Source organism: Pantoea sp. SGAir0430, from assembly GCF_043549295.1.
The window spans coordinates 272,085-294,548 of the sequence record NZ_CP039428.1; the positions used below are offsets into that span (position 1 = coordinate 272,085).

Annotated in this window: 24 protein-coding genes; 17 read left to right on the forward strand and 7 right to left on the reverse strand. The window is 59.2% G+C overall.

Going from position 1 to position 22,464, the window contains the following annotated elements; translation table 11 throughout:
• Positions 1-125 precede the first annotated feature (125 nt).
• From E7738_RS20215 to E7738_RS20235, 5 genes are read left to right on the forward strand one after another with little or no spacing between them, the layout of a single operon-like run.
• A complete protein-coding gene (locus tag E7738_RS20215) occupies positions 126-1,364 on the forward strand; it encodes an extracellular solute-binding protein (protein ID WP_058776097.1) in 1,239 nt (412 codons plus the stop codon).
• Between the two features lie 9 nt (positions 1,365-1,373).
• Positions 1,374-2,285, forward strand: coding sequence for a carbohydrate ABC transporter permease (locus E7738_RS20220; RefSeq protein WP_021508901.1), 912 nt, complete (start codon positions 1,374-1,376; stop codon positions 2,283-2,285).
• Positions 2,275-3,114, forward strand: coding sequence for a carbohydrate ABC transporter permease (locus E7738_RS20225; protein ID WP_021508900.1), 840 nt, complete (start codon positions 2,275-2,277; stop codon positions 3,112-3,114). The genes E7738_RS20220 and E7738_RS20225 overlap by 11 nt, the downstream gene beginning before the upstream one ends.
• Positions 3,114-4,064 (forward strand): carbohydrate kinase family protein, encoded by a 951-nt coding sequence (locus tag E7738_RS20230; protein WP_394516561.1) that lies wholly within the window; start codon positions 3,114-3,116, stop codon positions 4,062-4,064. Before E7738_RS20225 ends, E7738_RS20230 begins: the two co-directional genes overlap by 1 nt.
• Before the next feature lie 3 nt (positions 4,065-4,067).
• On the forward strand, positions 4,068-5,150 hold the full coding sequence (locus E7738_RS20235; protein WP_059009291.1) for an ABC transporter ATP-binding protein: 1,083 nt from the start codon (positions 4,068-4,070) through the stop codon (positions 5,148-5,150).
• 119 nt (positions 5,151-5,269) lie between these two features.
• On the opposite strand, the gene E7738_RS20240 is transcribed toward E7738_RS20235, so the two are convergent.
• Entirely contained in the window at positions 5,270-6,679 is a 1,410-nt protein-coding gene (locus tag E7738_RS20240) for an MFS transporter (RefSeq protein WP_104187580.1), read from the reverse strand.
• A 115-nt stretch (positions 6,680-6,794) separates the two neighbouring features.
• On the opposite strand from E7738_RS20240, the gene E7738_RS20245 reads away from it, so the two are divergent.
• The 5 genes from E7738_RS20245 to E7738_RS20265 all read left to right on the forward strand — a co-directional run bounded on the left by E7738_RS20245 (position 6,795) and on the right by E7738_RS20265 (position 8,982).
• Positions 6,795-7,649, forward strand: a complete 855-nt coding sequence (locus E7738_RS20245; RefSeq protein WP_058770343.1) for a helix-turn-helix transcriptional regulator — start codon at positions 6,795-6,797, stop codon at positions 7,647-7,649.
• A gap of 99 nt (positions 7,650-7,748) precedes the next feature.
• Positions 7,749-7,994: an AbrB/MazE/SpoVT family DNA-binding domain-containing protein gene (locus E7738_RS20250; RefSeq protein ID WP_058770344.1), complete on the forward strand. Its 246-nt coding sequence runs from the start codon at positions 7,749-7,751 to the stop codon at positions 7,992-7,994.
• Positions 7,994-8,326, forward strand: a complete 333-nt coding sequence (mazF, locus tag E7738_RS20255; RefSeq protein ID WP_058770345.1) for an endoribonuclease MazF — start codon at positions 7,994-7,996, stop codon at positions 8,324-8,326. The genes E7738_RS20250 and mazF overlap by 1 nt, the downstream gene beginning before the upstream one ends.
• 105 nt (positions 8,327-8,431) lie before the next feature.
• Complete coding sequence (locus E7738_RS20260; RefSeq protein ID WP_021508895.1) at positions 8,432-8,605, forward strand: hypothetical protein; 174 nt, start codon at positions 8,432-8,434, stop codon at positions 8,603-8,605.
• Positions 8,606-8,634: 29 nt separating this feature from the next.
• Positions 8,635-8,982, forward strand: coding sequence for a hypothetical protein (locus tag E7738_RS20265; protein ID WP_021508894.1), 348 nt, complete (start codon positions 8,635-8,637; stop codon positions 8,980-8,982).
• A gap of 39 nt (positions 8,983-9,021) precedes the next feature.
• Here the strand turns inward: E7738_RS20265 and E7738_RS20270 are convergent, their stop codons facing one another.
• Complete coding sequence (locus E7738_RS20270; protein ID WP_136545748.1) at positions 9,022-10,215, reverse strand: zinc-dependent alcohol dehydrogenase; 1,194 nt, start codon at positions 10,213-10,215, stop codon at positions 9,022-9,024.
• Positions 10,216-10,478: 263 nt separating this feature from the next.
• On the opposite strand from E7738_RS20270, the gene E7738_RS20275 reads away from it, so the two are divergent.
• Entirely contained in the window at positions 10,479-11,186 is a 708-nt protein-coding gene (locus E7738_RS20275) for a phage antirepressor KilAC domain-containing protein (protein ID WP_021508892.1), read from the forward strand.
• Positions 11,187-11,220: 34 nt separating this feature from the next.
• On the opposite strand, the gene E7738_RS20280 is transcribed toward E7738_RS20275, so the two are convergent.
• Both E7738_RS20280 and E7738_RS20285 read right to left on the reverse strand, forming a co-directional pair.
• Positions 11,221-11,436 carry a hypothetical protein gene (locus E7738_RS20280; RefSeq protein WP_021508891.1) on the reverse strand — a complete coding sequence of 72 codons (216 nt, stop codon included), beginning with the start codon at positions 11,434-11,436 and terminating at the stop codon, positions 11,221-11,223.
• 141 nt (positions 11,437-11,577) lie between these two features.
• Complete coding sequence (locus tag E7738_RS20285) at positions 11,578-12,759, reverse strand: NAD(P)/FAD-dependent oxidoreductase (RefSeq protein ID WP_262258333.1); 1,182 nt, start codon at positions 12,757-12,759, stop codon at positions 11,578-11,580.
• A 207-nt stretch (positions 12,760-12,966) separates the two neighbouring features.
• Between E7738_RS20285 and E7738_RS20290 the strand changes: the two genes are divergently transcribed.
• The 5 genes from E7738_RS20290 to crtB are packed head-to-tail and all read left to right on the forward strand — an operon-like array spanning position 12,967 to position 18,737.
• Positions 12,967-13,872: a polyprenyl synthetase family protein gene (locus E7738_RS20290; protein WP_022547229.1), complete on the forward strand. Its 906-nt coding sequence runs from the start codon at positions 12,967-12,969 to the stop codon at positions 13,870-13,872.
• Between the two features lie 14 nt (positions 13,873-13,886).
• Complete coding sequence (locus tag E7738_RS20295) at positions 13,887-15,164, forward strand: glycosyltransferase (RefSeq protein WP_058758994.1); 1,278 nt, start codon at positions 13,887-13,889, stop codon at positions 15,162-15,164.
• Positions 15,164-16,330: a lycopene beta-cyclase CrtY gene (crtY, locus tag E7738_RS20300; protein WP_058770349.1), complete on the forward strand. Its 1,167-nt coding sequence runs from the start codon at positions 15,164-15,166 to the stop codon at positions 16,328-16,330. Before E7738_RS20295 ends, crtY begins: the two co-directional genes overlap by 1 nt.
• Positions 16,330-17,811 (forward strand): phytoene desaturase, encoded by a 1,482-nt coding sequence (locus E7738_RS20305; RefSeq protein ID WP_394516556.1) that lies wholly within the window; start codon positions 16,330-16,332, stop codon positions 17,809-17,811. Before crtY ends, E7738_RS20305 begins: the two co-directional genes overlap by 1 nt.
• On the forward strand, positions 17,808-18,737 hold the full coding sequence (gene crtB / locus E7738_RS20310; RefSeq protein ID WP_059009308.1) for a 15-cis-phytoene synthase CrtB: 930 nt from the start codon (positions 17,808-17,810) through the stop codon (positions 18,735-18,737). Before E7738_RS20305 ends, crtB begins: the two co-directional genes overlap by 4 nt.
• Here crtB and E7738_RS20315 read toward each other — a convergent pair.
• Entirely contained in the window at positions 18,676-19,209 is a 534-nt protein-coding gene (locus tag E7738_RS20315) for a sterol desaturase family protein (RefSeq protein ID WP_022547228.1), read from the reverse strand. The two genes, crtB and E7738_RS20315, sit on opposite strands and share 62 nt — an antisense overlap.
• Before the next feature lie 308 nt (positions 19,210-19,517).
• Between E7738_RS20315 and E7738_RS20320 the strand changes: the two genes are divergently transcribed.
• A complete protein-coding gene (locus E7738_RS20320) occupies positions 19,518-20,708 on the forward strand; it encodes a CynX/NimT family MFS transporter (RefSeq protein WP_262258335.1) in 1,191 nt (396 codons plus the stop codon).
• A 2-nt stretch (positions 20,709-20,710) separates the two neighbouring features.
• Here the strand turns inward: E7738_RS20320 and sfnG are convergent, their stop codons facing one another.
• On the reverse strand, positions 20,711-21,805 hold the full coding sequence (gene sfnG / locus E7738_RS20325) for a dimethylsulfone monooxygenase SfnG (protein ID WP_021508881.1): 1,095 nt from the start codon (positions 21,803-21,805) through the stop codon (positions 20,711-20,713).
• 220 nt (positions 21,806-22,025) lie between these two features.
• Positions 22,026-22,373, reverse strand: coding sequence for an ArsR/SmtB family transcription factor (locus tag E7738_RS20330; protein ID WP_262258336.1), 348 nt, complete (start codon positions 22,371-22,373; stop codon positions 22,026-22,028).
• Between the last annotated feature and the right edge of the window lie 91 nt (positions 22,374-22,464).

A 22,464-nucleotide genomic window follows, 5' to 3' on the forward strand; every position in this document is an offset into this window, starting at 1 on the left:
CCCTGGCACGTCCCTTGCTTTAGCTCACTGCTGTCAGCCACTGCGCGCTGGCAATCTGTGCGCGATATTAAATCAATCAAATTGATTTAATTAAACACCCTCTACTGCATGAAGGCGAGAACGCAATGAAAAATCAGATGAAAGGTTGTTTTGCCGCCGTACTGTTCGCCTGCGCGGGCAGCGCGGCAGCGGCTACCACTACGCTTAACGCCCTGTTTATGACCCAGGCGGCCTACAGTGAAAACGATATCCGCGCCATGACGCAGGCGTTTCAGACAGCGCACCCGGACGTGCAGGTCAATCTCGAGTTTGTTCCTTACGAAGCGCTGCACGATAAGATCGTCGCGGCACGCGGCGCGGGCGGCAATGGTTACGATGTGGTGCTGTTTGATGCCATCTGGCCGGCGGAATTCAGCAAGTTCGACCTGTTGCAGGATGTCAGCAGCCGTATCAGCGCAGATGAAAAAGAGAAAATCTTCCCCGGCGCAATGAACACCGTGGTGTTCAAAGGCAAAACACTAGGCATGCCGTGGATCCTCGACACCAAATATCTCTACTACAACAAAGCGATGCTGGAAAAAGCCGGCATCAAAGATCTGCCGCAAACCTGGCAGCAGGTGCTGGATGATGCGCGCATCATTAAGCAGAAAAATATCGTTAAATATCCGCTGGTATGGAGCTGGTCACAGGCGGAAGCGCTGGTGTGTGACTACACCACGCTGGTCTCCGGCTTCGGCGGCAAATTCTATAACAACGGTAAGCTCGATTTCTCTACGCCAGCCTCGCTGCAGGCGGTGAAGCTGATGAAAAGCTCGCTTGATGAGGGCCTGACCAACCCGGCTTCGCGCGAATATCTGGAAGAGGACGTGCGCAAAGCCTTCTCCAACGGCGATGCGGCTTTCGCTCTCAACTGGACCTACATGTACAACATGGCCAACGATGCCAAACAGAGTAAAGTCGCCGGCCAGGTTGGCATCATGCCGGCACCTGGCGATGCGCCCAATCGTTTCGGCGCGGTCAACGGTTCGATGGGTCTGGGCATTGCCAAAGGCAGCAGCCATCCGGAGCAGGCGTGGCAGTACATCAGTTACATGACTTCGCAGCCGGTACAGAATAAATACGCCACGCTCAGTCTGCCGATCTGGAAAAGCTCCTATCAGGATCCCGCGGTCAGTAAGAATCAGGAGAGCCTGATCGCTGCTGCCGACAAATCGCTGAATGTCATGCTGTCGCGTCCGGAAACCGCTGATTACTCACGTCTCTCCAACACCCTGCAGCAGCAGCTGCAACAGGTTCTGGTCGGCAGCGCGACACCGGAAGCGGCCATGCAGGCGGTAGACAAAAGTGCGGCGCGTCTGCGTTAAGGGGTCAGTATGCTGAGTTTGCGTCAACGCGAACAACGGCAGGCGTGGGTGCTGCTGGCACCCATGCTACTGGTGATGCTGTTGCTCACCGCCTGGCCGCTGCTGCGCACTATCTGGCTGAGTTTTACCGACGCCGCGCTGATTGGCAGCGGCGGTGAAGCGCCGCAATGGATTGGCCTGGAGAACTATCTCTACGCCATTACCGATGCGGATTTTCAAACCTCGCTGTGGCGCACGCTCTACTTCACCGTGGTGTCGGTAGCGATTGAAGGCGTCATCGGCGTGCTGGTTGCGCTGCTGCTCAACCAGAAATTCGCCGGACGTAACGTGCTGCGCGTGCTGGTGATTCTGCCGTGGGCGCTGCCAACCATTGTGAACGCCATGATGTGGCGCCTCAATTTCAATCCGGACTACGGCAGTATCAACGCCCTACTGACGCAGCTCGGTATCATCGATGGCTACCGCAGCTGGCTCGGGTCGCCGGCTTCCGCGCTCAACGCAGTAATGTTTGCCGACATCTGGAAAAACTATCCGCTGGTGACGCTGCTGGTGCTGGCGGCGCTGCAGTCGGTGCCGGAGGATCTCTACGAAGCGGCACGACTGGATGGCGCATCGGCATGGCGGCGTTTCCGTGCCATCACCTTTCCGGCGATTGTTGGCTCGCTCAGCGTGGCGCTGGTGTTACGCACCATCGACGCCTTTAAGATCTTCGACATCATCTATGTGATGACGCGCGGCGGTCCGGTCGACAGCACCAAAACACTGAGCTTTTACGTCTATCAGGAATCCTTCAGCTACCTGCGCGCCGGCAGCGGTGCGGCTTATGCCATGTTAATGACACTGCTGTGCGCGGTGCTGATCACCCTTTACATGCTATTACTGTGGCGGCAGCGCCGTCGGGGGAGTGCCTATGAAGGTTAAACTGCGTACCTGCGCTAAATACGCGGCGGCGCTGCTGGTGGCGCTCTCTGTCGTGGCACCGATGGGCTGGCTGTTTCTGATGAGCGTCAGCGCCACCAGCGATCTGACACGCGTGCCGCTGGAGTGGCTGCCGCGCCAGTGGGATTTCAGCCGCTACGGCAGGCTGATCTCGCTGGAACCCGGCCAGCCCGGCGCGCTGTTTCTGCATGCGCTGGGTAATAGCCTGCTGGTGGCAACCGGCGCGACGCTGGTGTGCCTGCTGCTGGCGATCCCGGCGGCGTTCAGCTTCTCGCGCTATCGCGGCCGTGACGGCTGGCTGTTCGCCTCTCTGGCCATCTATATGGTGCCGCCGGTGGCGTTTGTGCTGCCGCTCTACTTTCTGCTGCAGCAGTTCGATCTGCTCAACACCCGACCCGGTTTGATCATCGTGTACTGCTCGCTGATTTTACCGTTTCTCACTTGGATGCTGAAAAACCAGTTTGATGCCCTGCCGCAGGATATCGAACAGGCCGCGCGTCTTGATGGGCTGCGCGTCTGGCAGGTGCTGCTGCGCATTACGCTGCCGCTGGCGAAACCGGTGCTGGGCGCGGCGGCGCTGTTTGGCTGGCTGCTGGCGTGGGATGAATTTTTCTACGCCCTGCTGTTCACCAGTAACATCGCCGCGCAAACCCTGCCGGTCACCATTGCCGGCTTTACCGCAGGCCGCGCCACCGACGATGGGCTGATTGCCGCCGTCGGTATTCTGGCGTCGGTTCCTCCTCTCTTTATCGCTATCTGGCTGCAAAAAACGCTGGTCAGCGGCCTTGCCAGTGGCGGGAGCAAAGGATGATGAGCAATAAGGAAGCCCGCGCCACGCTCTACGTGGTGGGCAATATCAATGTCGATGTCATCATGGGTACGCTGGACAGCTGGCCGCAGCGCGGCACCGAAGTGATGCTGCAGCACAGTGAGCTGCGTCCGGGCGGTTCGGCGGGCAACTGCGCGCTGGCGCTGGAAGCGATGCAGGTGCGCCATCGCGCCGTCGCTAATCAGGGTGATGACGGCCTCAGCGCATGGCTGGCGAGCCATTTTCCGCACAGCGCGGCGCACTGGACACGCTACGCCTGCGAAACCTCGCTCACCGTTGGCGTCACGCACTCCGATCACGAGCGATCGTTCCTCAGCAATCTCGGTCATATTGTGCGGCTCAGCGCGCAGGACGTGCTGAGCCAGCTCCCGGCGCAAGCCAGCAGCGGCGATATCGTGCTGTTGTGCGGCACGTTTCTCTGCCTGCAACTGTATGACGACTACCCGCAGTTGCTGGCCGAACTGCAGCAGCGCGGGTTTATCACTGCCGTCGATACCGGCTGGCCGCCACAGGGCTGGAGCGATGAGGTACGCGCGCAGATCGCCCGCTGGCTGCCGCAGTGCGACTGGCTGCTGCTCAATGAAGTCGAAACGCTCGGGCTGAGTGGCGCAGATGATCTGCACACCGGCGCGCACCTGCTGGCGCAACGGCTCAGCGGGCGCGGCGGCTGCGTGGTGAAATGCGGTGCGCAGGGCGCGGGCTGCTGGCAACGTCAGCACAGCCTGCAACAGCCCGGTCGCGCGGTCGCGGTGGTCGACACCATCGGTGCCGGCGACAGCTTTAACGCCGGTTTTCTTACCGCGCTGCTGCATCGGCAGGATCTTGCCACCGCGCTGCTATGGGGCATTGCGGTGGCCTCACTGGCAATCAGCACGCAGCCACGTCGTTATCCCGACTGGCAACAACTGCAACTATGCGCACAGGAGTTTTAAATTATGGCCGGTGTTGAACTCGTTAAAGTGGCCAAGCGCTACGGTAAACAGTCGGTGCTGCATCCGCTCGACCTGACCATTCCCGACGGCAGCTTTACCGTGCTGGTTGGCCCGTCCGGCTGCGGCAAGTCGACGCTGCTGCGCCTGCTCGCCGGACTGGAGAGTCTCTCCGACGGCGCGATTCTGATGGATAAAGTGCAGATTAACGATCGCGATCCCGCCGATCGCGACATTGCGATGGTGTTTCAGAGTTATGCGCTTTATCCGCATCTGACGGTGGCCGAAAACCTGGCGTTTCATATGCAGGTGAAAAAGGTACGTCGCGATGAGCAACAGCAGAAAATCGCGCGCATCGCCGCGATTCTTGGCATAGATAAGCTGCTGCAACGCTACCCGCGCGCGCTCTCGGGTGGGCAGCGTCAGCGCGTGGCGATGGGCCGCGCCATGGTGCGTAATCCGCAGGTGTTTCTGTTTGACGAACCGCTCTCTAACCTTGATGCCCAGCTGCGCATGGAGCTGCGCGCCGAGATCAAGTCGCTGCATCAGCGTTTCAAAACCACCATGGTGTATGTCACGCACGATCAGGTAGAAGCGATGACGCTGGCCGACCAGATTGTGGTGATGAAAGAGGGACGCATCGTGCAACAGGGCGCACCGCTGGCGATCTACGATCGTCCGGCAGATACCTTTGTGGCGCGTTTTATTGGTTCGCCGCCCATGAACCTGTTACCGGCACAATTGCTGACGCATGACGGCGTGCCGGGCGTGCAGTGTCAGGACTGGTGGCAGCCGCTGCCCGCGCAGTGGCAGGCGGTGGCGCGGGAGCGTGAAGGCGCTGCCGTGACGCTGGGGGTGCGCCCGCACGATCTGTGCGAAGTGCAGGACGGCGCGCCTGCGAGGGTGAACGTGGTGGAGATTACCGGGGAATCAACTCTGCTGCACCTTGACTGGCACGGTCATGCGCTGCATATGCAGATGGCCGGACGGCATGCGGCCAGCAGTGGCGCGACGCTGCGCATCGGTTTCAATCCGCAAAAAATTCATCTGTTCGATGCCGAAAGTGGTTTACGCCTGGCGGAAAAGTAAGCGCTGCGCAGTTTTCAGGTGCCGGGGCGCATCAATGCGCACCCGGCCCAAAAACCTGTTATTACCTTGCAGGATCAGCGTTTACGGTGACCAGACGGGCTGACTTTTTCCCTCCGGCGTCAGCCTTCAGCCGTCACCGGCTGGAACGTCCGACGGTTGACGCTGGTCAGCACCACCAGCAGTGCCATCATCAGCAACTCCACCGCCAGCGTACCGCTGATGGCTGCCAGATGATTACCATGCTGATTGATCTGGGTGAACACGCCGCCGAGCAGCATCGGTCCCAGTCCCAGCGCCGATTGCTGCACGGTGGACAGCACCGCACTGCCTGCGCCGGCCTGATGATGCGGCACACCGCTCATGCCAATGCGGTAGAAGGTGCTGACAATAAACGACTGGCCAAAGCCAATCAGCGCGGTAGCCGGAATCAACGTAACAATGCCCACCTGCGGCCACGCCAGCTGCAGCGTCGCGATCAGCGCCACCAGCCCGACCATCTGAATTGCACAGCCAGACAGTAACGTGGCACGTTTACCATAACGCTCAACCATGCGGGTAGTACGCATTGAGCCGATAAAATAGGCCGCGCCCAGGGCAATAAACGCGTTGCCGGACTGGAAAGCGGTCATGCCGATGCCGGATTGCAGCGTCAGCGCCACCGCGAACATAAAGCCGCTCCAGCAGGAGAAGAACAGCACCGCCAGCGTCAGACCAAAACGCACGCTGGAAAGACGCAGCAGCGAGGGCGGCAGCAGCGGCGATCCGCCTGCGGCTTCCAGTCGCAGCGCGCTGTGACGCAGCCGATGCAGAAACAACGGAAACAGCGCCAGCAGTAACAGGCACGGCCACGACCAGTGCAGCAGCGGCCCCAGCGCGAGTGCCAGCATCAGACAGCCGATCGCGCCAGCCAGCAGCAGCGTACCGCTCACATCCACCGGCACGCGCTTGAGGTTATGCGTTTCCGGCACGAAGCGGCGCGCGGTCAGCAGGACAAACAGGCAGATCGGCAGGTTGATGAGAAACACGCTGCGCCAGCCGTAGCCGCCAATATCAGCTTTGATCAAAAAACCGCCCAGCACCTGGCCAATAATAAAAGCCAGCCCGCCGATACCGCCGTACAGACCAATGGCCCGCGCATGCGCCCTGCCCTGCAGCGTAACGTGCAGCGTGGCAAGAATCTGCGGCACCATAAAAGCGGCGCCGACGCCCTGCAGCGCGCGCGCAAACATCAGCATGCCGACGCTGTTAGCAATGCCGCACAATAATGACGCAATGCCGAAGATCCAGACGCCGGCTAAAAACACGCGACGGCGGCCAAAGTTATCGCCCAGGCGTCCGCCCATCGCCAGACAAATAGCAAAAGCGATACCGTACACCGCCACGATCAGCGCCAGCGCGATCGGCGAGGCACGCAGCGATTGCGCCATCGCATCCAGCGCGACGTTGACTATGGAAAAGTCGATCATCGGCAATAGCTGCCCGGCCAGCAGGACCACCAGTCCTGCACGTTGAAGTTGCGATGTCTGCATAGCGTTAACCTTGTTTTTAGTTTCACTACGGCATAGCATCACCTAACCATTAAACGGGTACCAGTTCTTGATTATCATGGTATAAATTCTACCCGTCTCGTCTGGAGAGCTGCTGATGAGCACCGCGCAAACCCTTACCCCCGCTGAGCTGAACAACCGTAAATTACTCGGTACTTTTTTACGTACGCGCCGTGAGAGCCTGGATCCTAACCGCCTCGGTTTACCGCGTATGCGTCAGCGCCGCACGCCGGGTTTACGCCGTGAAGAGGTAGCGCAGCTGGCGGATGTCGGCGTCACCTGGTACACCTGGCTGGAACAGGGGCGCGATATCAAAGCCTCCACCAAAACGCTGACGGCCATTGCCAGCGCCCTGCAATGCAATGATGTTGAGACACAGCATCTGTTTTCGCTGGCCGGACACACCCTGCCATCGACGCGCGTCGCCGCTGCCTGCTGCAAACTCGCCGGACATAATCAGCAAATGCTGGATGCCATTCAGCTACCGGCGATCATCGAAACGCCGCGCTTCGATATCCTTGGCTATAACCAGGCGTGGTGTGCGCTGATGGGCGTCGATTTAGCCCAGATCGCGCCGGAAGATCGCAACTGTATCTGGCTGGCGTTCAACCATGCCGGCTGGCGCAATGTGATGACCGACTGGGACGAAGTGATGCCACAGATGGTGGCGATGTTTCGCGGTCAGATGGGCGAGCATCTGGGCGATCCGCACTGGGAGAGCTTCCTGGCGCGATTGCTGAACAGTTCCGATGAGTTCGCGCACACCTGGCAGCGCTACGAACTGGGCAAGGTCGAAAACCGCGTGAAACGCTTTTACCGTGCCGAAGTGGGCGAAATGACGCTGCGCCAGAACAACTGGTGGTCGGCGTCACGCAACGGCGACCGCCTGCTGGTGTATGTGCCGGATGATGCCGCCAGCGCAGCGGCGCTGCAACAGTTAACGGCGCGCTGAATCCTGCCGCTTTCTTAACATGTCAGGCTGAAGGTGTTTATACGTTGTATCAACATCATCACGGCTATACAATGTATACACATTCTTCGGAGGCCTGTTATGACGACCGTCACCTTAAAGAAATGGGGCAACAGTCCCTCGATTCGCATTCCGTCCAGCGTGATGCAATCCGCGTCGCTTAGCGTGGACGATAAACTGGAACTCAGCGTTGAAGATGGCAAGCTGATCCTTGTGCCGCTTAGGGAAAAGGTGTATTCACTGGACGCTCTGCTGGACGAGATCACCGACGATAACGTCCATGATAAAATTGATTTTGGACCTTCAGTGGGCAAGGAAAGAATCTGATGGTGTCACGTTTTGTTCCCGATGCAGGCGATCTCATCTGGCTGGATTTTGATCCCACCCTCGGCCATGAACAGGGCGGCCATCGTCCTGCGGTTGTGCTGAGTCCCTTTGCCTATAACAACAAGGTTGGCATGTTGTTGTGCGTCCCGTGTACCACCCAGGTCAAAGGCTATCCTTTTGAAGTTTCCCTTACCGGTAGCCGTGATAGTGTGGCGCTGGCCGATCAGGTCACCTCCATCGACTGGCGCGCCAGAAAAGTGGTGAAAAAAAGCCATGTGACCGCCGAAGAACTGAGTGAGATTCGCGCTAAAGCTAAAGCGCTGATTGGCTGACGTCCGTTATCTTTGTCATCGCCACCGATAAGAATGTCCTGCGTTATCCCCAACCTTATTTATCCTGACTATGCTTATCAGACGATAATAAATTCAGGAGAGCGCATGAAACTACTTTATTTCGTTTCGCTTATTGCTGCAGCCGGTTATTTACTGGCTTTCTTACCTAAACTGCGCACCCGTCGCGAGCCTGTGGCTTATTGGGGGTGCTGGGCTTATTTAGGTCTGAACGCGGTATATTGGGCAGTATTTGCGTTTCGCTATTATTTTCTGCGCTAACCGTGGTAACGTCATGAAGGAGTTATGTTATGTCAGAAAACAACCGCGATCGGATGCCCTATCTACTCTATTTTTCCCGTCAGCGTTTACTGGTGGAAAATATCGACGGCCATATCGTTGATATTGGCGGTGCGGAAAGAGTGGGTGATCGTTATCGCTGGCAGCTGGATGGTAAAGATGCCGGGGGAGAAACAGAGCAGGAAGTGGACGAATTACTGGCGGAGGTGGAAAAACACCTGAGCTTTTTGTTCGTCGATGGCCAGTTTACCAGCCTGCCCGATGTCAGTGCTGATTATGGCGATCGGCTGGATAACGCGCCCTCACGGCAAATTGCACTACCCGAGCTCAACGACCGCGATGAAGATATCGTGCGTTAAGCCACGGAAGCAGGCTGCCGTCAGGCAGCCTGTCAGCACTCAGGTCGCCGGCGTGGTACTGGCCATACCGGGCACCAGAATCACTTTACGGCAATCCTCTTTACGTTTTTCAAAGATTTCATAGCCGCGCGCGGCCTCTTCCAGCGGCATATGGTGCGTCACAATCTCTTCCGGCGTCAGCAGCCCTTGCTCAATCAGCGACAGCAGGCGCGGTAAATAGGCCTGCACATGCGTCTGGCCCATTTTAAACGTCAGTCCTTTATCGAATGCATCGCCAAACAGGAAGCCGTGGATAAAGCCGGCATACACGCCCGGCACGCTGACCACACCGCCACGGCGTACCGCCGCAATACACTGCCGCAGCGCCTTCCCGCTGCTGCCCTCCAGCTTCAGATTACTCATCACCGTTTCCGTCAGGCTGCCCTTGGCTTCAAAACCTACCGCATCGATTACCGCATCAACGCCCCGGTGGCCCTGGGTATGATCAATGATCCAGCCAGCAGGATCGTCGATTTCATCAAAATTGATCGGCGTAACCCCATAGCGCTGGCGGGCAAATTCCAGTCGATAAGCGTTGTGGTCAATCATAAAGATCTCTTCCGCCCCTACCAGGCGCGCGCAGGCGGCGCTCAGTAACCCGACCGGGCCGGCGCCAAAAATGGCGACGCTGGAGCCTTTATCCAGCCCGGCATTTTGCACTGCCTGCCAGGCGGTGGGCAGGATATCGGAGAGAAACAGCACTTTCTCATCCGGTAGCGCCAGCGGCACTTTAAACGGCCCGACATTGGCTTTTGGCACCCGGACATATTCCGCCTGGCCGCCCGGCACGCCGCCGTACAGTTTGCTGTAGCCAAATAACGCTGCAGGCGAGGTAATATTTTTCTTGTTTAAAATAGCACCGCGCCCGCTATTGGTATTTTCACAGGCCGCATACTGATGCAGATGACAAAAGAAACAGTCGCCACAGGCAATAACAAAGGGCACCACAACGCGATCGCCAATTTTCACGTTGGTAACCTCACTCCCCGCTTCCACCACTTCACCCATAAATTCGTGACCAAATATATCACCGTGATCGGTACCGGGAATTTTCCCGCGATAAAGATGTAAGTCGGAGCCGCAAATTGCCGTCGCGGTGACGCGTAAAATAATGTCGTCCGGCTGCTCTAAAATCGGGTCAGGAACAGTTTCAACGCGCACCCGATGTGGGCCATGATAAGTTAACGCTTTCATAATCAGCTCCTCATAAATAAGCGTAACGAAAGGCTGTCTTTATTTAACCTGAATCGCTTAAGCCTGGTAGTAATAGTCGAATAGGCAAGCGTATCGGTATCGGGTGCAGAGCGGGGTCCGGCGCAGTTGCGCTTTGTGCGATATCTCGCAGAGAGGCATTTCTTACAGTAACGGCTAAAAATAATACTGGATATGCAAACAGTATATTGTATACTTATCCAGCAGTCTGAAGGACTGTTCCACGTTTGTAAGAGGTGATACTGATGATGATCTCAACGGAAAGTCTTGCTGCTCTCAACGCAACTCTGCTGATGAGCAGCCGTGAAATTGCCAGAATAACCGGCATCACGCATGGCGAAGTGAAGCGCCTGATTAAAAGCCTGGAAACCGCGCAGCGCCTTTCCCAGCCTGTCACGGTGAATCATTACGAGCATGAAGGTGAGACACGTCAGGAGTTCCAGCTGAATAAACGTGACTCGCTGCTGGCGGTTGCTCGTCTTTCCCCCGGCTTTACCGCCGAACTGCTGGACCGCTGGCAGGAGCGGGAAAAATTCACCCATCTGCCCGACTTCACCAATCCGGCGGAGGCGGCACGTGCCTGGGCAGAACAGTTTGAGCAACGCCGTGCGGCGGAACAGCAACTGGCGCTGACGGCCCCAAAGGCAGAATTCTTTGATCGCTTTGTTGATGTGCATGAGTCGCTGGGTTTTCGCCAGCTGTGCAAAATGCTCAAGGTGAAAGAGCCGGAGTTTCGGCAGTTTCTGCTTGAGCGCAACATTATGTACCGTGACAAAGGTGCGCTGACGCCACAGCAGCACCATCTGCAGGCTGGCTATTTTGCTCTGCGCAGCGGAATGGGTGAAAACCAGCATGCTTTTTCACAGGCACGATTCACCGCGAAAGGCGTGAAGTGGGTTGCCAGCCTGTGGGCCGGTCATGTCGCTGCACGGCCAAATGGTGTCGCTGCCTGATATTCAGCCGGTCAGGACAACCGGCTGGATTCGCTTAGCGCTGATGGCGGCGGCGCTGGAGCCGATGGCGAAACTGCCTGACCTCTTCGCGTGACCAGCAGCGAGAGGAGAGCGGCAGGCTGTCATCAACCGCCGCCGGCAGCGGCAATTTTTCCAGCGTGCCACGATTACACATAGCACGCGCCAGCGTGGTACAGGGGATATCAAGGTAATGCGCCATCTGCGGCAGCGTCATCAGGGTGGTACGCATACTCACCTCCATTTGGCTTATGTTTCGCCTTCCATGGTTGAGCAGCCCGGCAGATGTTTTTTTGATCGCGATCAGCCTACGCCTTAATTCAGGTTAAAAATTAATCAACCCGCTACCCTGTGGTCTGCGCCATCGCTTCGCTCACTGTGCCGCCGGAAAGTTTCGCTGAATCGGTGCAAACGCGCTGGCGGTTTTGCCGATCAGCCGTTGTGGCCGGAACTCTTTCAGCAGGTCGCTGGGACTGTGGCCGATCAGCTCTTGCGCCACCAGCCGGCCAATCAACGGTGACAGCGTGATGCCACTGTGCGTCACCGCGACATACACGCGCTGATGCGGGGTGACAAAGCCCAGTGCCGGCAAGCCATCAGCCGGACGCGCCCGCTGCCCGACGACAATCTGCTCGATCTGCAACGCACCAGCCGTGGCAAACAGCGCACGGTAGCGCTCACGAAACTGATCGGCGATGGCACTATGAGTCGACGGCGGCGCGCCCGGATCGGCCAGGTGATCGAGGTCCAGCGCCTGTAACAGTAACCGCCCGCCGCCGTCCGGTCGCACGTTCAGCTGCGGAGAAATCAGGTTGGTGCCAAGCGATAACGGCTGCGGTGCGGTGCGCGCCAGAAAGCTGCAGGCCACCGCATCAGGCTTGCTGGTGTCAATCAGCGCCAGTTCCAGACCAAGCGTATGCAGCAGCTGATTGGCCCAGCGTCCGGTCGCCAGCACCAGACGATCACCCTGCCACTGCTCACCCTGCTCCAGCTGCACCGTCACGCCTTCCGCATTTTCACTGATGTGCTGAATCGCCTGATGCTGATGCAGTACCGCGCCGTGCGCCTGCGCCTCTGACCACAGCCGTGCCAGATACAGCGCCGGATAGAGCACCGATTCCGTTGGAAAATGCCAGATGCTGCCGTGCACCGCAGACGCGCGCAGTTCAGGAATTTCCTGCTGCAGCTCGGCCAGCGTCCTTTGCCGTGCCGCATAGCCAGCGGCCTGCAAGGCGGTGGCACGCTGCTGCAGTTGCTGTTCGGCTTCACCCGCGCCGGCCCACTCCCAGGTGCCACAAGGTTCCAGCCAGCGCACGCCATTGGTCTGCGTCAGCTGCAGCCGGATATGCTCCTCCATCGCCAGCGCATTGAGGCGGTGATAGCTGGCAGGCTGTTTGCCGTTGGAGTTCACCCAGGCAAATGTGGTGCTGCTGGTGCCCGCGCCCATGTGTTGCCGGTCAAAGAGGGTCACCTGCGCCCCCTGCCGCGCCAGCGCCCACGCCACGGCGAGGCCGATAACACCCGCACCGATTACCGCCACTTTTTGCGTCGTCATAGCTGTCTCCTCTGATTGCCCGTCATCATAGCAGTCACCGCAGCGAAAACTGGCCTGAGGGTCATAGGAATTACTTCTCAGATTATTCAATAAATAAAAAAAGCCTGACGGTGCGTTAAAGTCGCTTCGCTCGCTGGCGCACTCCCCTTACCGGGTCTACGGTTAATTGAAAAAGCACAAGAATTTAACTAACCATGGAAAGCCGCTATGACCGCCCATGTCGATACCACAGCAAGCCAGGAAAGCGATCTCCTTCAGTTGCATCACGCATTGCAGGCCCATCTTGAACATTTATTGCCTGCCGGGCAGCAGGCCGATCGCGTTCGGGCCGCGATGCGTGCCGGCACGCTGGCACCGGGCAAACGTATTCGTCCGCTCTTGCTGCTGCTGGCAGCACGCGATATGGGCTGTGACGTGGCGCAGCAGGGTATCCTTGATCTTGCCTGTGCGGTCGAAATGGTGCACGCCGCATCACTGATCCTTGACGACATTCCATCAATGGATAACGCCCGGATGCGACGTGGGCGCCCGGCAATCCACTGTGAATATGGGGAAAACGTGGCGATCCTGGCAGCGGTCGCGCTACTCAGCCGCGCCTTTGAGGTGATTGCACTCGCGCCGGGTCTGCCGGCAACGCACAAAGCCGAAGCCATTGCCGAGCTCTCCTCTGCCGTGGGCCTGCAGGGACTGGTTCAGGGTCAGTTCCAGGATCTGCATGACGGCGCACACAGCCGCAGTCCGGAAGCCATCACCCTGACCAACGAACTGAAAACCAGCGTCCTGTTTCGCGCCACGCTGCAAATGGCGGCGATTGCGGCCGATGCGTCAGTGCAGGTGCGTCAGCGTTTAAGCTATTTTGCGCAGGATTTAGGTCAGGCTTTCCAGTTACTTGACGACCTGGCCGATGGCTCTAAGCACACCGGCAAGGACTGTCATCAGGATCAGGGCAAATCCACTCTGGTGCAGATGCTGGGCCCGGAAGGGGCTGAGCGTCGTCTGCGCGACCATCTAAGCAGCGCCGATGCACACCTTGCCTGCGCCTGCCATCGCGGTGTCGCCACCCGTCAATATATGCACGCCCTGTTTAATCAACAGCTGGCGATGTTCAACTGAAGCCGGTCATACCTATGGGGCATTTTGCCGTTATTGCGCCACCGCTCTACAGCCACTTTCACGCATTGCAGGCGCTGGCGCAAACGCTGCTGGCGCGCGGACATCGCATCACCTTTATCCAGCAAAGTGATGCACGCACCTTGCTGAGCGACGAGCGCATTGCCTTTGTGGCCGTCGGCGAGCGCACGCATCCTGCCGGATCGCTCTCCAGCGAACTCAGGCGGCTGGCCGCACCGGGCGGGCTGTCGCTGTTTCGCGTGATTCACGATCTGGCCAGCACCACCGATATGCTATGCCGCGAACTGCCCGCGGTGCTGCAACGGCTGCAGGTCGATGGCGTGATTGCCGATCAAATGGAAGCGGCGGGTGGTCTGGTGGCAGAGGCGTTACAGCTGCCGTTCGTGTCGGTGGCCTGCGCGCTGCCGGTCAATCGCGAAGCGGCCATTCCGCTGGCGGTGATGCCCTTTCGCTTTGCTCAGGATGAGAAAGCGCTGCAGCGCTATCAGGCCAGCAGTGACATCTACGACCGCATCATGCGTCGTCATGGCGCTGTCATCGCTCGTCATGCGCGCGCCTTCGGCCTGCCCGAACGCCATGGCTTACATCAGTGTCTGTCGCCGCTGGCGCAAATCAGTCAGCTGGTGCCCGCTTTTGATTTTCCACGCCAGCAACTGCCAGCCTGCTATCACAGCGTGGGTCCGCTGCGGACTCCAGTTGCTAGCGGCGCGCTCGCCGCACCCTGGCCAGCGCTGCGCCAGCCGGTGGTGTATGCCTCGCTGGGCACGCTACAGGGGCATCGCTTTCGCCTGTTTCTGCATCTGGCTCAGGCCTGCCGCAATCAGCAGCTGTCGCTGGTGGTGGCACACTGTGGCGGGTTGACCGCCAGCCAGGCACATCAGCTCAGACTGGCCGGTGCTGCGTGGGTGACCGATTTTGTGGATCAGCGGGCGGCGCTGCAGCATGCGCAACTGTTTATCACTCACGCCGGTCTGAACAGTGCGCTGGAAGCACTGGAGTGTGGCACGCCGATGCTGGCGCTGCCGATCGCCTTCGATCAGCCCGGCGTGGCGGCACGTATTGAGTGGCACGGCGTCGGCCGGCGCGCCTCACGTTTCAGCCGCGTCGCGCAGCTGGAGCACCACCTGCAACAGTTGCTGAGTGACGATCGCTATCGTCTGCGCATGTCAGCCATTCAGGCGCAGCTGCAGCGGGCCGGTGGCTGTACGCGCGCGGCGGATATTGTCGAGCAGGCGCTGTGTCAGCAGCAAATCGTGCTGGCGGAGGCCACCTGATGCGCGCACCTTACGATGTCATTCTGGTCGGTGCCGGCCTGGCTAACGGGCTGATTGCGCTGCGTTTACGCCAGCTGCAGCCCGCACTTAAGGTTTTGCTGCTGGAGAGTCAGGCGCAGCCGGCCGGCAATCATACCTGGTCGTTCCATCGCGAAGACGTCAGCGAAGCGCAGTTCCGCTGGCTCGAACCGCTGCTTTCGGCGCGCTGGCCCGGTTATCAGGTACGCTTCCCCACCCTGCGTCGCCAGATGGATGGTGAATATTGCTCCATTGCCTCGGAGGATTTTGCCCGGCACTTGCAGCAGGTGCTCGGTGCCGCGCTACGCACCGCAGCGCCGGTCAGCGAGGTCTCGCCCACCGGGGTCAGACTGGCGGATGGCGGGATGTTACAGGCGCAGGCGGTGATTGACGGACGCGGGCTGCAGCCGACACCGCATCTGCAGCTCGGCTATCAGGCATTTGTCGGTCAGGAGTGGCAGCTGGCCGCGCCGCATGGCCTGCAGCAGCCAATATTGATGGACGCCAGCGTCGATCAGCAGCAGGGTTATCGCTTTGTTTACACCCTGCCGCTCAGTGCCAGCCGTCTACTGATTGAAGATACCCATTATATCAACCATGCCACGCTGGATGCCGCACAGGCGCGCCGGCACATCACGGACTATGCCCACCAGCGCGGCTGGAATCTGCGCCAGCTGCTGCGCGAGGAGCACGGCTCGCTGCCGATCACGCTCAGCGGCGATATCGATCAGTTCTGGCAACAGCAGCACGGACAACCGTGCAGCGGGCTGCGCGCCGGACTGTTTCACGCCACCACCGGTTACTCGCTGCCTGCGGCAGTGGCGCTGGCGGAGAAGATTGCCAGCACGCTGCCCGCCGATGCCCACACGCTGAGCCACTGCATCGAATCCTTTGCCCGTCAGCACTGGCGCGAGCAGCGCTTTTTCCGTCTGTTAAATCGCATGCTGTTTCTTGCCGGACGGCCTGAACAGCGCTGGCGCGTAATGCAGCGTTTTTACCGGCTTGACGCCGGATTGATTAGCCGCTTTTACGCCGGGCAACTGCGCCTCAGCGATAAAGCACGCATTCTGTGCGGCAAACCGCCGGTCCCTCTCGGCGAAGCGCTGCGCGCATTGATGATGACCTCTCCGTTACCAGGGAAGAAATAATGAAACGCACCTATGTGATTGGCGCAGGCTTCGGTGGCCTGGCGCTGGCGATTCGTCTGCAAGCGGCCGGCGTGCCGGTCACGCTGCTGGAACAGCGCGATAAGCCCGGCGGGCGCGCCTATGTTTATCAGGATCTGGGTTTTACCTTTGATGCCGGTCCGACGGTGATTACCGATCCCAGCGCTATCGAGGCGCTGTTTACGCTGGCAGGCAAGCAACTCAGTGATTATGTCGACCTGATGCCGGTGACGCCGTTTTATCGCCTGTGCTGGGAAGACGGCAGGCAGCTGGACTACGACAACAACCAGACACAGCTCGAGCAGCAGATTGCCACCTTTAACCCGCAGGATGTCGCCGGTTACCGCCAGTTTCTGGCCTATTCACAGGATGTGTTTCGTGAGGGCTATCTGAAACTTGGCACCGTGCCTTTTCTGCATTTCCGCGACATGCTGCGTGCCGGGCCACAGCTGGGTCGGCTGCAGGCCTGGCGCAGTGTCTACAGCATGGTGGCGAAATTTATTCAGGACGATCATCTGCGCCAGGCTTTTTCCTTTCACTCGTTGCTGGTCGGCGGTAATCCTTTTGCAACGTCTTCGATCTATACCTTAATTCACGCACTGGAGCGCGAATGGGGCGTGTGGTTTCCGCGCGGCGGTACCGGTGCGCTGGTTGATGGCATGGCGCGACTGTTTCGCGATTTGGGCGGTGAATTGCTGCTCAACGCCGAAGTCAGCCAGCTGGAGACCGAGGGTAACCGCATCAGCGGTGTCCAGCTGAAGGATGGGCGCCGTTTTGCCGCCGCCGCCGTTGCGTCAAATGCTGACGTGGTGCATACCTACGATCGCCTGTTGAGCCAGCACCCTGCGGCGCGTAAACGCGCGGCGACGCTGAAGCGCAAGCGGATGAGCAACTCGCTGTTTGTTCTCTATTTTGGTCTTAATCATGCCCACCCGCAGCTGGCGCACCACACCGTGTGCTTTGGTCCGCGCTATCGTGAATTGATCGATGAGATCTTCAATAGCAGCCAGCTGGCGGAAGATTTCTCGCTGTATCTGCACGCGCCCTGCTCCAGCGATCCGTCGCTGGCACCGGCAGGCTGCGGCAGTTTTTACGTGCTGGCGCCGGTGCCGCATCTCGGTACCGCCGCAATTGACTGGCAACAGGAAGGACCGCGCTTGCGCGATCGCATTTTTGCTTATCTGGAGGAGCACTATATGCCGGGTCTGCGACAGCAGTTAGTGACACACCGTATGTTTACGCCGTTTGATTTTCGCGACACGCTGCACGCGCATCAGGGCTCAGCGTTTTCGCTCGAACCCATTTTGACGCAAAGTGCCTGGTTCCGGCCGCATAACCGCGATGCCGACATCACTAACCTTTATCTGGTGGGGGCTGGCACGCATCCCGGTGCCGGTGTGCCAGGCGTGATCGGCTCCGCGAAAGCGACCGCCCAGTTGATGGTGGAGGATCTGACCGGATGAACCAACCGCCGCTGATTGAGCAGGTCACCCAAACCATGGCGCAGGGCTCCAAAAGTTTCGCCAGCGCTACCCGGCTGTTTGATCCTCCAACGCGCCGCAGTACGCTGATGCTGTACGCATGGTGTCGTCACTGTGACGATGTGATAGATGGTCAGACGCTGGGCGAAGGCGGCACGCAGCACGCGGTGGCGGATGCCCAGGCGCGGATGCGCCACCTGCAAATCGAAACCCGCCGCGCCTACAGCGGTGCCCACATGGATGAACCGGCGTTTCGTGCCTTTCAGGAAGTGGCGCTGACGCATCAGCTTCCCCAGCAGCTGGCGTTTGATCATCTGGAAGGGTTTGCGATGGATGCGCGTGAAGAACGTTACGCGTGTTTCGGGGACACGCTGCGTTACTGCTATCACGTGGCCGGCGTGGTGGGGTTAATGATGGCGCGCGTGATGGGCGTACGTGATGAGCGCGTACTCGATCACGCCTGTGATTTGGGTCTGGCGTTTCAGCTGACCAATATCGCACGGGATATCGTTGAGGACGCGGAGAATGGCCGTTGCTATCTGCCACAAAGCTGGCTGGATGAGGCCGGACTGAGCGCCGCTCAGCTTGCCGATCCGCAACATCGCGCAGCGCTGGCCCCGCTGGCGGCGCGTCTGGTGCGCGAGGCTGAACCTTACTATCAGTCAGCGCGCAGCGGGCTACCCGGACTGCCGCTCCGTTCGGCGTGGGCGATCGCCACCGCGCGCGGCGTCTATCGGGAAATTGGCGTAAAAGTGCAGCATGCCGGTGCCCGGGCGTGGGATGCGCGCCAGCGTACCAGTAAAGGCGAAAAGCTGGCGCTGCTGGTGAAAGGTGCCGGCGTCGCGCTTACTTCGCGCCTTGCTCATCCCCAGGCGCGTCCTGCCGGTCTGTGGCAGCGTCCGCGTTGACACGACGCCCATGGCGCTGGCGCAGCGTCGCCTGCAGCTTGTGCAGCGGCGGGGCGTAAAGAAAGCCAAAGGAAACGCAGCCCTCCCGTCCCCGCACCGCATGATGCATGCGGTGCGCCATATACAACCGCTTCAGATAACCTTTACGCGGAATGTAGCGGAACGGCCAGCGCTGATGGACCAGGCCGTCATGCACCATAAAATAGAGCGCGCCATAAGTCGTCATGCCAGCGCCAATCCACTGCAGCGGCCAGACACCGTTGACACCCAGCCAAATCAGGCCAATCGACAACAGCGCAAACACCACGGCATACAGGTCGTTGAGCTCAAATTTGCTCTCATGCGGTTCATGATGCGACAAATGCCAGCCCCATCCCCAGCCATGCATAATGTATTTATGCGACAGCGCCGCGACGATCTCCATCAGTATCACGGTAGCCAGCAGGATAAGCGCATTCCATAACCAGAGCATCATTGGTCCATTTGCGAAGAGTGAGAGTATAAAGGTGGACGTGGATAGCGAAAGGCGCAAGTCCCCGGCAAAAAAACGCACCGGCAGCGTAAATACCAGCCAGGTCACAGATGCGTGCTGTCACCGTCAGACAAGCAAAGCGGCAAGAAGGTTATCCTGCATGGCGGCCGGGTGGGTCTGCTTTACATCGTTCTAACAGCTGGCTAGTATAGCCAGCTGTTCAGCGGTCCAGGCTGCTGCGTACGCGTTAACGTCAATCAACGCACCATATGCAGAGACTTTCTGCCTCATTTCTATGGTGCGCAAACATGACCCATACCGCTTTATCTGCTGATTCTGCCCTGCGTCGTTCCGGCTTTTTCCTGCTGCTGCTGTTACTCACCGCCGCCAACTTACGCACGCCCATCACCGCCACCGGGCCGGTACTGGAAAATATTCGCCTGACATTTGGCCTGAGCGCCAGCGCTGCCGGCGTGATTAACTTTTTACCGCTGCTGATGTTCGCCACGCTGGCACCGCCAGCCGCCTGGTTTGGCAATCGCTTTGGCCTGGAGCGCAGTCTGTGGGGGGCGTTACTCCTGATCGTCCTGGGTTCACTGCTGCGAATCAGCGGCAGCGAAACGGCACTGTGGCTGGGTACGCTGATTCTCAGTAGCGGGATCGCGGCGGCCAACGTCCTGCTGCCGCCGCTGATTAAGCGGGATTACACCGCGCACACCGCACGTTATATCGGGCTGTATGCCATGACCATGGGCATCACCGCCAGCATCGCTTCCGGCGTGGCCGTGCCGCTGGCCGAACTCAGCAGCGCCGGCTGGCGTCTGTCGCTGGCGGTCTGGCTGATTCCGGCGCTGATCGCGCTGCTGGCATGGCTGCCGCAGCTGAAAAATCCCGTGACGCATGCGCAGCGCGCGACAGAGGTCACCGTAACGCGTTCGCCGTGGCGTTCCGCGATTGGCTGGCAGGTGTCGCTGTTCATGGCCAGCCAGTCGCTGCTGTTTTATACCCTGATTGGCTGGTTTACCCCGTTCGCACAGGATAATGGCATCAGTCAGCTGCAGGCGGGCGGCATGTTGTTCATCTATCAAATCGTGGCGATCGCCTCCAATCTGGCCTGTATGCGGGCGCTGAAGCAGCTGCGCGATCAGCGTCTGATCGGGCTGCTGGCTTCGCTGTCGATCTTCATCGCGGTGACCGGCCTGCTGCTGGCACCCGCATGGTCGCTGTTGTGGCTGATTCTGGCAGGCCTCGGTGCGGGCGCCTCGCTGCTGATCAGCCTGTCACTGTTTAATTTACGCACCCGGGACCATCGCCAGGCCTCGAAACTCTCCGGCATGGCGCAGTGCGTGGGTTACGGGCTGGCGGCGCTGGGACCGCTGTGCTTCGGCATGCTGCATGATGTCAGCAGCAGCTGGCAGCTCCCGCTGCTGATGCTGTTGGCGGTAAGCGCGCTGCAAATGGCGATGGCGCTGCTGGCCGGACGCGACCGCGCTATCTGACCTCAGACCGTGACGGCGTTAAGCGCCTCCTGTCGTTCCAGTTCGCGCACGCGTGGGATAACTTCACGCCCAAAGAACTCCACCTCTTCATGGAAATGCAGAAACGCCAGCAGCAGTAAATCCACGCCAGCGCGTTTCTGCTCCATGATGCGCTCAGCAATTTGCTGCGGGGTGCCAATCAGATTGGTTTTGAAACCGTCGTTGTATTGCACCAGATCCTCGAAGGAGGATTTGGCCCAGTTGCCCTCGCCTTCCGGCGACGCGCTGCCGGCATTTTTCACCTCATGCTGGAAGCCTTTCACTGCATCCGGATTGGCTTTGGCGATGATCTCCTGCAGCACCGCCTGGGCTTCCTGTTCGCTCTCGCGGGCGATGACAAAACCATTCAGGCCGATTTTAACGGCGTGCTGATTGACGGCGGCTTTGGCGCGGATATCGTCTACCTGCTGCCGTACGCCCTGAGGCGTGTTGCCGTTGGTGAAGTACCAGTCAGACACCCGTGACGCCATGTCGCGCGCGGCGCGCGAGCTGCCGCCCTGGAAAATTTCCGGTAGCGGATCGAGTGGTTTCGGCTTGAGCGCGTAGTCGCGGAAGCGATAAAAATCCCCGGCGAAGCTGAAGCTGCTTTCACGCCAGATGCCGCGCAGGCAGCGAATGAACTCTTCCGAACGCAGATAGCGCTCTTCGTGATCGAGCCAGGGTTCACCAATCGCTTTGAACTCGCCGCGAAACCAGCCGCTGACAATGTTCACCGCGATGCGCGGACCGTAAAGATGGCTGATGGTGGCGATCTGCTTCGCCGCCAGCGTCGGGTTCCACGGCCCCGGCAGCAGCGCGGCAATCACTTTGAGTTTTGTGGTGTGGCTCAGCAGATCCTGAGAGAAGGTGACTGATTCGTGCTGATTATCAGCGCCATAGCCAGCGGTGAAGCGAATCTGCGTCAGGGCATAATCGAAGCCAGCGCGTTCAGCGATTTTCGCCAGTTCACGGTTGTACTCCGCGTCCCAGCGCGTGCGCTGCTCGATCTGACTGATGACTAAACCACCTGAAACATTAGGTACCCAGTAAGCAAACTGCAGCGGTTTTACCTGTGACATAGGTTTCTCCTGAGACTTCTTATAGCTGGACTAACGGAAAATTATCTTCATTAATGCTTTTGGCTATAAGAGGCTATGCAGTGAGCGTGCCAGTTCCTGGCAGAGATTAAACGCCTGATTTGCGGGCTAACTGAATGAGAGGATGAGGAATGTCTGTTGCGGATGCAGCAGCCGCTGTCGCCAGGCTGTTGCAATTGCAGCCGCTCCGGCGAAAAGGGCGCTACTCCGCGTGCTGAAAAGCCTGCAGCGCGCTTCGGGTGGCGGCATCATCGGCGGCGGCGCTGAGCAGCGCATCAAGCAGACCGGGAAAGCGCGCGTCCAGATCGTCGCGCCGCAGTGACAGCAGATTCTCGCGGCCAGAGGGTTTTTGCCAGATTACGCCGCTGTCACGCAGTACCCGCCAGTGGTGGGTTAAGGTTGATTTGGATACGCCATGCAGCAGCGAACCGCAGCTGCGCTCCTCCCCCTGTGCCAGCAGCGCGACGACCGCCATGCGCATCGGATTGCCCAGCGCGGCCAGCACATTCTCCAGCCTGATGGCGTCACGCGACGGATGATTTTCCAGCATTGCTTATCTCTGTAAGGGCGTAAGACAGCAAATTATCCGTGAGTCGGCGGACGATGTATAGCGCAGTACGAGCGGTGCGCCAATCGCGCTG